This window comes from Robinsoniella sp. (assembly GCF_034124845.1).
The window spans coordinates 7,248-17,158 of sequence record NZ_JAWYAJ010000535.1; the positions used below are offsets into that span (position 1 = coordinate 7,248).

Genomic DNA, 9,911 nt, shown 5'->3' on the forward strand with positions numbered 1-9,911 from the left:
TAACGCAGGAAATACCAGGAAGAACCAGCCCACTGAGGCATTGTATTGGTTTCTCTTTTTGCCGGTGCTCCGCATACCGGACATGTGGTATTTACCCACTCGTCAATTGCTGCAAGGGGTGATTCTCCGGTACCCGTTGGCTGATAGCTTTCTACCTCAGGCAGAGTAAGCGGCAGCTGGTCTTCCGGAACCGGAACCGCACCACAATGGTCACAGTGAATGATTGGAATCGGTTCTCCCCAATAACGCTGTCTTGAGAATACCCAGTCACGCAGTTTATAGTTTGTTGTCACCTTACCGATGCCTCTGGCTTCCAGACGAGAAGGAAGGTCGCGTTTCGCATCCAAGCTGCTCATTCCGCTAAATTCACCGGAATTAATCATGATTCCCGGTTCGGTATAAGCTTCTGTCATATTTTCAATTTCTTTACCGTCTTTGGCAATGACCTGTACAATTGGAATACCAAATTTAGTTGCAAATTCAAAATCACGGTCATCATGTGCCGGTACACACATGATCGCTCCTGTACCATAATCAGCAAGTACATAATCGGATAACCAGATTGGTACCTTTGCACCGTTGATTGGATTAATTGCATAACTTCCGGTAAATACACCTGTTTTTTCTTTATCCTGAAGTCTGTCAACAGAGGATTTCATGGAAGCTTTGAAGATATAATCTTCTACTTCTGCTCTTGTTTCATCCACTGCCAGTTCTTTCGCCATAGCATGTTCCGGAGCAAGCACCATAAATGTTGCCCCATAAAGGGTATCTGGTCTGGTAGTATAAACAGTGATCGCTTTGTCCGTTCCTTCAACCTTGAAGTCAACCTCAGCACCATGGCTCTTACCGATCCAGTCAGACTGCATCTTTTTCACCTTTTCCGGCCAATCCAGTTTATCCAGATCTGACAACAGACGGTCTGCATATGCAGTAATCTTCAGCATCCACTGTCTTAAATTTTTCTTGGTAACCGGTGTTCCGCAGCGCTCACATGCACCATTTACTACTTCTTCGTTGGCTAAACCGGTCTTACAGGAGGGACACCAGTTGATTGGGAATTCTTTTTCATATGCCAATCCGGCCTTGAACATTTTTACAAATATCCATTGTGTCCATTTATAGAAATTAGGATCGGTTGTATTTACTTCCATATCCCAATCATAAATTGCTGCAATTTCATTAATCTGACGCTTGATGTTTGATACATTCTCCGCTGTAGATTTAGCAGGATGCACGCCCATCTTAATTGCATAGTTTTCAGCTGGAATTCCAAAAGCATCCCAGCCCATGGGATGAATCAGGTAATATCCCTGAAGCATCTTATATCTGCTCCACACGTCAGAGATCACATATCCTCTCCAGTGTCCTACATGAAGTCCGTTTCCTGACGGATATGGGAACATATCCAGACAATAATACTTTGGTTTCTTACCATCGTTCACATTTACCGGGTCAGCTTCCCAGTTCTTACGCCATTTTTGTTCAACCGCCTTATGATTATAAGGTACTGCCATTGTTCATTCCTCCTAAATAAAAATAGCCCTCTCGTCTTCATATAGAGACGAAAGGGCTTTACTTTCCGTGGTACCACTCTAATTCATCCTGATAGGATGCACTCATTTATTCTATAACGGGAATTCCCGCCTTAATCTACTGATTTCAATTAAGGAACTCCGAGGCGAGTTGGGAGTTTTATCGTTACTGCCTCGCACCGTCCGGCAGCTCTCTGAAACGCAAGTACTCTTAATACTCCTCATCACAGTTTTTGTCATATCGACTAACTGTTATTCTAACCATTTATCCAGCATTTGTCAAGGTATAACACAAAACAATTCTAAGCATTATTTCCGTGCCACCATGATAACCACTTTAACAGAGTCGAATTCGGTATATCCAAGCTCCTGATTGTAAGAGAATTGTGTATCAACCAAACTATACTCTCCACGTGAATAAGGATCTATTATATGAAATACATTTTTATTTAAGCCTACGCATCTTCCATTTTTATAATAAAAAGTAAGGGTGTCAAACATTAATCTATGTTCCTTACTCTTATTTAATACTGTGATTTTTACAGGACTAGCCCATCTGTTCTGGATTATCTCTGTTTTTTCTATAACCAGTTCAGTTTTTCTGTCTTTATCTCCATATTCCGGTTTTTGTATAGTAAAATCGTATTTATCGTAAGCAGCCTCGGGTTTCTTAAAATAAAAATATGTATCTGTTCCAGCCTGTACTCCATTTACCAAACCCAATACCGATTTTACTTTTACTCCCTGGGCATCGTAAAAATTCATATATATAATCACATTGCCCAGATTTCTTCCGCTTATATTTTTCATCTTTAATGCAAAAGAATCAGGTGCTTCAATAACCTCTTCTTTTCGTAAAAAAGATTCCCATTCTTCTTTTTTGCCTGTGTTGTTTCCTGTATTATTGCCCCCATTATCTGGCTTGGAATTAGACGCTTGAACCGTTACCCTGCATTTTTTCGTAATGCCATTCTGCTTTGCGCTAATCGTTACGGTTCCGCTTTTTTTCGCGCTGATTATTCCTTTGCTCACTCCGGCAATTGCACTATTCCCGGAAGACCAGGCAATCTTACCTGTACCACCAGACATTTTTAGTGTATATGTCTGTCCTGTTTTTAATGTAACAGATGATGTGTTCAGCTTCGGATTCACCACGTTAACTTTACATCGATATCTCTTATTACCAATTTTTGCTGTAACAACTGCTTTCCCTGCTTTAACCGCTTTTACTCTGGCTTTCGTTCCAGTTTTCGTAAGCTTTTTTACAGTAACTGCCTTCTTTGAAGCAGACCAGCTTACTTTTTTCTTCGTATCCGTAATTCTTAAATCATATGTCTTGCCAATTCCTAAAGTTACCGATGATTTGCTTATTTTTGTTTTTGCTTCAGCTGAAACAGATGGTTGTAAAACAACGATCAACACAATAAATAAAATAATTCTAAAAATGCTTTTCTTTTTCATAGTTACTCTTTCTCCTTCACGGCGATTCATGTAATGATAACCGCTTCTCTACCTTAATTATTCTATTCATTCACAGTTTAATACTCTAATCAAACAGTAATAAATGCGATAGTATATTGTAATAGCCTACAACGTTGTCACAATTGTTACAGTTCGAATGGAATACTAGGTTGCTCTTTCATATTGTTTTTCCAAAGAAATGTCGATAGAGTAATTCTGATTTGTGGCGGTCACAAAATATTACATCCGATTTTTTCTTAATTATAATCTAAATAAAGATATATTTTTAAAAAATGTATTAAAATGCAGTTTTTCCTGCACCAGTTTGTATTTGTGGAATATCGGCTGAAGTTACAATTGAAAAAAAGTATACATTCTGTATTATTTCTGCATGCCAATACCTGTATCAATCTTAAAATTATACGCAAAATAAACCAGAATCAATAATTATAATTTATAACACTTGATCCCAGCTCAAATTATTTTATGTTAAACTTTTTTTATAAATATTACTTTATACTAATATGTATTACACTGAAACCGTATTTACTGATCTTACAGCTGTTATTCGGCTTAAAGGATAGAATATTATTATCAGATGGGTTATTTTAGGTGCCTAAAACCATCGGTGTTTCAGTACAGGTTATAGTGCTTTTAATAGAACTAAAAAAAGCATTGTAGGATATATCACGCGAGTTTCAATACATCCCATATTACTATTAATCCTTTTCTACGATACTGAGAAGGTATCAAAATATTGTTTCAATACATCCCATATTACTATTAATCTAAAGCTACCAATACCAAAAGCGGAGTATATCAAGTTTCAATACATCCCATATTACTATTAATCGACCCAACGATGAAAGCCAGGTTCCCGCAAAACCTGTTTCAATACATCCCATATTACTATTAATCATATGGGGATAAAACAGTCCCGGCAGCAACGTTTGCGTTTCAATACATCCCATATTACTATTAATCTTCTACTGCCACTTCAAATTCGTCAAACAAAATTGCGTTTCAATACATCCCATATTACTATTAATCAACAGGGGCAATAGACGTGTTGCAATCATACGAATCGTTTCAATACATCCCATATTACTATTAATCGAATTGTTGGAAAGAATACCTGGAAAGTGCTGCTGTTTCAATACATCCCATATTACTATTAATCGAGGTAAAAATGTAATCCTAAATTTTCCTCTGAAGTTTCAATACATCCCATATTACTATTAATCGGTAAGAGAAGAAAACGCAAATGACCTATACGCTTGTTTCAATACATCCCATATTACTATTAATCATGCTGAAATATTTACAGAACTTGCCAATGATTTGTTTCAATACATCCCATATTACTATTAATCTTTCTTTTTCGTTGCTTCATCTGGCTTCCCTTTTTGGTTTCAATACATCCCATATTACTATTAATCTATGCTCCTTCATCATTTGCGAACATTGCTGTTGCGGTTTCAATACATCCCATATTACTATTAATCGAGTACAGCAAGCAAAGCGTGGAGCGGTATAAAGAAGTTTCAATACATCCCATATTACTATTAATCAGTACATCCACTCAAAAAGTCACTCCTTATGATTCGTTTCAATACATCCCATATTACTATTAATCTCATCGACAGTTGGAATGCTACCATCCTCAAACTGCGTTTCAATACATCCCATATTACTATTAATCGAGACTATGTCTTTAAAGAAGGCAAGTGGCAAAAGTTTCAATACATCCCATATTACTATTAATCCTTGTTGCTTTCTTTCGGTGTAACTTATCTGTTTTCGTTTCAATACATCCCATATTACTATTAATCGGACACATAGTGCCACCAACCGCTTGATTACCGTAATGTTTCAATACATCCCATATTACTATTAATCGATATTGGGTAGTGAGCCATTTTTCCAATTATTTATGTTTCAATACATCCCATATTACTATTAATCCTGTACGACATGATCAAACAGGGCATGTCAAACTTGTTTCAATACATCCCATATTACTATTAATCCGTTTAAAGTTAATTATAAAAATGTGAAGATAGAGTTTCAATACATCCCATATTACTATTAATCGATACCTTGCGGTGAATATACTCATATTCAATAAGGTTTCAATACATCCCATATTACTATTAATCCTTATGTTTACGAATCCAGCAAAGCCGGCAAAGCCGTTTCAATACATCCCATATTACTATTAATCCAGACTAACAACAATATTTACCAGAATATTTATAAGTTTCAATACATCCCATATTACTATTAATCCCCAGATATACATTATAACAAATATCCCGTTGCTGTTTCAATACATCCCATATTACTATTAATCGATCCTATGGACACGGAAATGATCGGAAGTAACATGTTTCAATACATCCCATATTACTATTAATCCGGTGGCGGGGGTGGTGGCGGAGAAGTTGTAATAAAGTTTCAATACATCCCATATTACTATTAATCTTTCTTAAACTCCCTTAAATCTTCATCATAAATGAGTTTCAATACATCCCATATTACTATTAATCAAAAAGTATATCCCGGAAAATATAAAGACCATGTGTTTCAATACATCCCATATTACTATTAATCCGAAACTTCCCAAAGGAACTCTAGGTCGAGAAGTTAAGTTTCAATACATCCCATATTACTATTAATCTTGCCGAACACGTTAAACGAACGTGATGCTATCGGCAGTTTCAATACATCCCATATTACTATTAATCTGTGCCGTTTGAAAAACACTATCAGATTATTTTTGGGTTTCAATACATCCCATATTACTATTAATCATCCGAAGTAACGATATTACCATCCTCAAAAGCCGTTTCAATACATCCCATATTACTATTAATCCGAGTCATATTCTCGCGCTTGCCAGAAAAATTTTGTTTCAATACATCCCATATTACTATTAATCAAAGCCGAGTTAACATTGTTCCCTTTATAGTCCGTTTGTTTCAATACATCCCATATTACTATTAATCTTCCTTGTTCAACATCGAAAGACTTAGATAAACTTTGTTTCAATACATCCCATATTACTATTAATCGGTGAATCCAACGTAAAGTTTAAAGGCATATCTCAGTTTCAATACATCCCATATTACTATTAATCGGAAATCTCCTAATTTATCCGCATTAAACATAAGCATGTTTCAATACATCCCATATTACTATTAATCCATTGCAAGTTCTTTTCCTCCAACAACGAAAGGACGTTTCAATACATCCCATATTACTATTAATCCAACGTATTTCCAACCTTCTTCCTTCACACTATACCCCAAACCCCCCACAAAATCAAGCTTTTTCACATAATTTACCAGCCATATCACACATTTTCATATATAACCCCATAATCCCCACTATCCCGCAAATATTCAAGCATTCCCACTCTTCTTCCTATTTTACGCCTGGTAAATTTAAATAATATTTTCCGATTCTTATTTAATTAAAGTTTTTCCACACTACAGAATATTAAAAAAATTATCTATTAATATTACTCTTCGAATTATTCCTTCCACAAAAAAATATCTTTATCATCCCTATTGCCCGGAAGCCTTTCACAGTATGTTTTAGTTCGTTACATTCACAACATTTGGAATCATAATAGCTATATAGAAAGTGTTCTTTTTGTAATTGAAGTCTATATTTTTTGTTGAAACAATTTCTGCATATTTCAGTGTTAATTAATTTGTTTTTTAATTTCCATGGATTGATCATCTTTCCTCTTCCCCTCTACATATATTTTAATATTGATTGCCAACGCTAATGAGCAACAATATAGTATCTTCTCTACATTCCATCCTCAGAGAAATAGAAATATTCCAAAAAATTAATATCATTGACCCATTAACTAATTTTTAATTGTAACATTAAAATATAAATTAAGGTGTCAGATGTAACGAAATGCAGTTTTTATGTCATGAATAGCATTACCATTATAAATTTTCATACATTTTGATTCATTTTGATTCATTTCCATGCCATCTCTACAAATATAGAATTTTAAACAAATAAAAATCGGTACTAGATTTATAGAAAATCTAATACCGATAATTTTTATCTTATTTTATACTCAAAACTGTATTGGCCTGATCTCCCGGCGTATACTCGATTGTGATCTGATCCCCTTCATTATATTTAATAATGTCCAGATAATCCACAACCGAAACGTCAAAGATCTCATTATTGCCCTCTAACATAATATAGTAATGGGAATTGCCTTCTACTACACCCTGAGCTATTTTCTTTATCTTACCCTTGGCTTCATTAACGGATCTTGTTTCTTCCGTAGCTATTCCATTTTGTTTCAAGAGACTGCGGTATGCTTTTTCGCACTCAGCCGCTGTATCTCCTATCGCTACATTCTGGTATTTCTGAATATTAACCATGGCATACATTTTTACAAGACCTGCACCGTCCTTTAATGCCATAAAATAGGTCGGTTCTCCTGCAATGTTTAAGAGTAACGGGAAAGTAGATTTATACCCCAGATGCTGAACCTGACCTTCCGCAGATCCCATAGCGGAGTATTCTTCGGCTCCGTTGATCTCATAGAACCTGGTTTCCATCGTCCTCTGGTTCATCAATACGAATCCTACATTGGACTGATCGCCGCTGACAGAAGTGATACCGGTGTAAACCCAGACATCATCTTCCAGTGCCAGATAATTGTAACCGCTTGTGGTGCGCAGGCACCCTTTCTGTCCCAGGACGCTGTTAAAATATCCGTTCTTTAATGTTCCATAATAATCATAGAGCTGAACCAAAAGGTCGGCTGAATACACATGGTCAACCCACTGAGGACAATCTTCAACTGCAAAATCCTGTGTTTCTCCTGTAATGGCATTACAGAGTACCACACGTCCGATGGTAACGCCGCCAAATAATCCGATATTGTATTTCTTAACCGGGCATACCCAATATGGCGTACCATTGTCATCGATTTCAAAACTAAGTGTATCGAAAATATAAGTCGGATAACGGAACCTTAAATGTCTGTCTATATTCCGGTTCAAATGCTCTGACTGAGAGTATTTAATCGGTTTATCCAGTTTCACAAGCTCTGTATCCTGGGTTGCCATATCAATTTTAATATATGCCGGGATACCCTCTGATTGGTTGGTAAACCATTTGATCAGGTTAGCATATACCAGGGGAGTTACCCTTACTGGCGTATCCTTATAATTAATCTGGGTGTAGAGATCACTGACCTCAAACTGAGATACCATATCAACCATGCTTCCCATTTTTCGATTTCCTAAAAGAGTAGCAGAATCTCTGTCTAAAAGAGGTATTTTGGAATAATCCGCCTCTTTGATATCCTCATTAAAATCCCTTGTCTCAACACTGATCAGCTTCTGGTATTTATTTGCATTGATAATCGGGGAAGAAAGAATGCTTCCTCCAATATATACAATCACTACCAACCCCAGGATTCCAATGCCGAATTTCAGTCCTTTGCTTTCTTTTGCATCTTCTACTGTCCGAATTCTGGGCAGTCCGTAAATAATAACAACAATGACCACTGCCGCCATCAGAAATGTCCAGAAACCGGACGCATGAATATTAATAGCAGGCAAAGTTACGTAGTAATAGACTCCCGCGATCAAAAGGGCTGCAATGACCGCCAGAACTTTCCAACCAAACTTTTTCATAAAAATCTCCTCTCCAACTCTGTGATAAAACTTTTCGTATAATCAATAATTATACGTTATACTGATTTGAAATACAAATTAATTTTGTATAAACATTTCCCGGAGCATAGCAATTTCTTTTGTCCATCCCTCATCGTCATTTGGTGTCTCCAGTACAAACGGCAGACTGCAAAGTGCAGGATGGTTGATAATCCGTTTAAAAGCGTCGATTCCAATACTTCCCTCTCCAATTTTAGCATGTCTGTCCTTGTGGCTGTCAAATGGATTCTGGCTGTCATTTAAATGAATGGCACGAAGACGGTCCAGACCGATTACGTTGTCGAATCGGGTAATTACGCCATCCAGATCATTTACGATATCATATCCTGCATCCCAGACATGGCAGGTATCCAGGCACACACCCAGTTTATCCGTCAATTCTACTTTATCGATAATCGCCTTTAATTCTTCAAAGGTACGCCCCACTTCACTTCCTTTGCCCGCCATAGTCTCCAGCAGAACGATTGTGGTCTGTTCCGGCTTCAGGATTTCATTCAGCATTTGCGCGATATAGTCAATCCCAATCTCTGCACCCTGCTTTACATGGCTTCCCGGATGAAAATTGTAATAATTCCCGGGGGTATACTCCATTCTCCGCAAATCGTCTGCCATGGTATCTCTTGCAAATTTACGAAGTCCCTCATCCGCCGAACAGCCGTTTAGCGTATAAGGGGCATGTGCGACGATTTTGGCAAAATTCTGTTCTTTGGAAAGCTCCAGATATTTGGCAACATCCGCTTCATCAATTTCCTTTGCTTTTCCGCCTCTTGGATTACGGGTAAAAAAAGCAAATGTGTTGGCGCCCAGTTTGACTGCCTGTTTGCCCATTGCATAATAACCCTTCGAAGAAGAGATATGACTTCCTATGTTTAACATTTTGTTTCCTCCTGTCTTTTAACTCTGTTTACTGACTGCTTTACATATAATTCTGTATGACGATCTGCATATTCCTCACATTTCGAAACACATTTACCTGGGGATAATAAGTTGCGGAGATGGTAACAGCATTTTCCCTGTTCTGATACACCTTCTCAACCTCTGACATCCCGAATTTTTCCGTTATATAAGTATTAAATTTTTCCACATCCCCAAAGTACATAGCGTCCATCACCATCCCCTGGGAATTTAAAACCTGCATTTTTATTACATTCTTATTCTGCCCAAGAATTCTGGCACTTAACACATTCAGATT

At 37.0% G+C, this 9,911-nt stretch carries 4 protein-coding genes, 1 pseudogene, 1 CRISPR repeat array and 1 other annotated feature; all 5 genes and pseudogenes read right to left on the reverse strand.

What is annotated here, in order from left to right; all coding sequences use genetic code 11:
- A partial coding sequence (gene leuS / locus ACH2DQ_RS26585) for a leucine--tRNA ligase (protein WP_395028665.1) occupies positions 1-1,517 on the reverse strand: 1,517 nt, incomplete at its 3' end.
- A gap of 40 nt (positions 1,518-1,557) precedes the next feature.
- Positions 1,558-1,772: a binding site (T-box leader), on the reverse strand.
- A 72-nt stretch (positions 1,773-1,844) separates the two neighbouring features.
- Entirely contained in the window at positions 1,845-2,996 is a 1,152-nt protein-coding gene (locus ACH2DQ_RS26590) for an FxLYD domain-containing protein (RefSeq protein ID WP_394915803.1), read from the reverse strand.
- A gap of 630 nt (positions 2,997-3,626) precedes the next feature.
- Positions 3,627-6,267: direct repeats of the CRISPR family, unit length 30 nt; unit sequence GTTTCAATACATCCCATATTACTATTAATC.
- An 820-nt stretch (positions 6,268-7,087) separates the two neighbouring features.
- A complete protein-coding gene (locus ACH2DQ_RS26595; protein WP_394915686.1) occupies positions 7,088-8,680 on the reverse strand; it encodes a CvpA family protein in 1,593 nt (530 codons plus the stop codon).
- A 78-nt stretch (positions 8,681-8,758) separates the two neighbouring features.
- A complete protein-coding gene (locus tag ACH2DQ_RS26600) occupies positions 8,759-9,595 on the reverse strand; it encodes a deoxyribonuclease IV (protein WP_394915687.1) in 837 nt (278 codons plus the stop codon).
- Positions 9,596-9,635: 40 nt separating this feature from the next.
- Positions 9,636-9,911: pseudogene (locus tag ACH2DQ_RS26605) on the reverse strand (single-stranded-DNA-specific exonuclease RecJ); the annotation flags it as partial.

What these genes read in the sequence shown, in the direction of transcription:
- ACH2DQ_RS26590 (WP_394915803.1), bottom strand. Translation starts at nt 2,996, where the DNA reads ATGAAAAAGAAAAGCATTTTTAGAATTATTTTATTTATTGTGTTGATC.
- ACH2DQ_RS26600 (WP_394915687.1), bottom strand. Translation starts at nt 9,595, where the DNA reads ATGTTAAACATAGGAAGTCATATCTCTTCTTCGAAGGGTTATTATGCA.
- ACH2DQ_RS26595 (WP_394915686.1), bottom strand. Translation starts at nt 8,680, where the DNA reads ATGAAAAAGTTTGGTTGGAAAGTTCTGGCGGTCATTGCAGCCCTTTTG.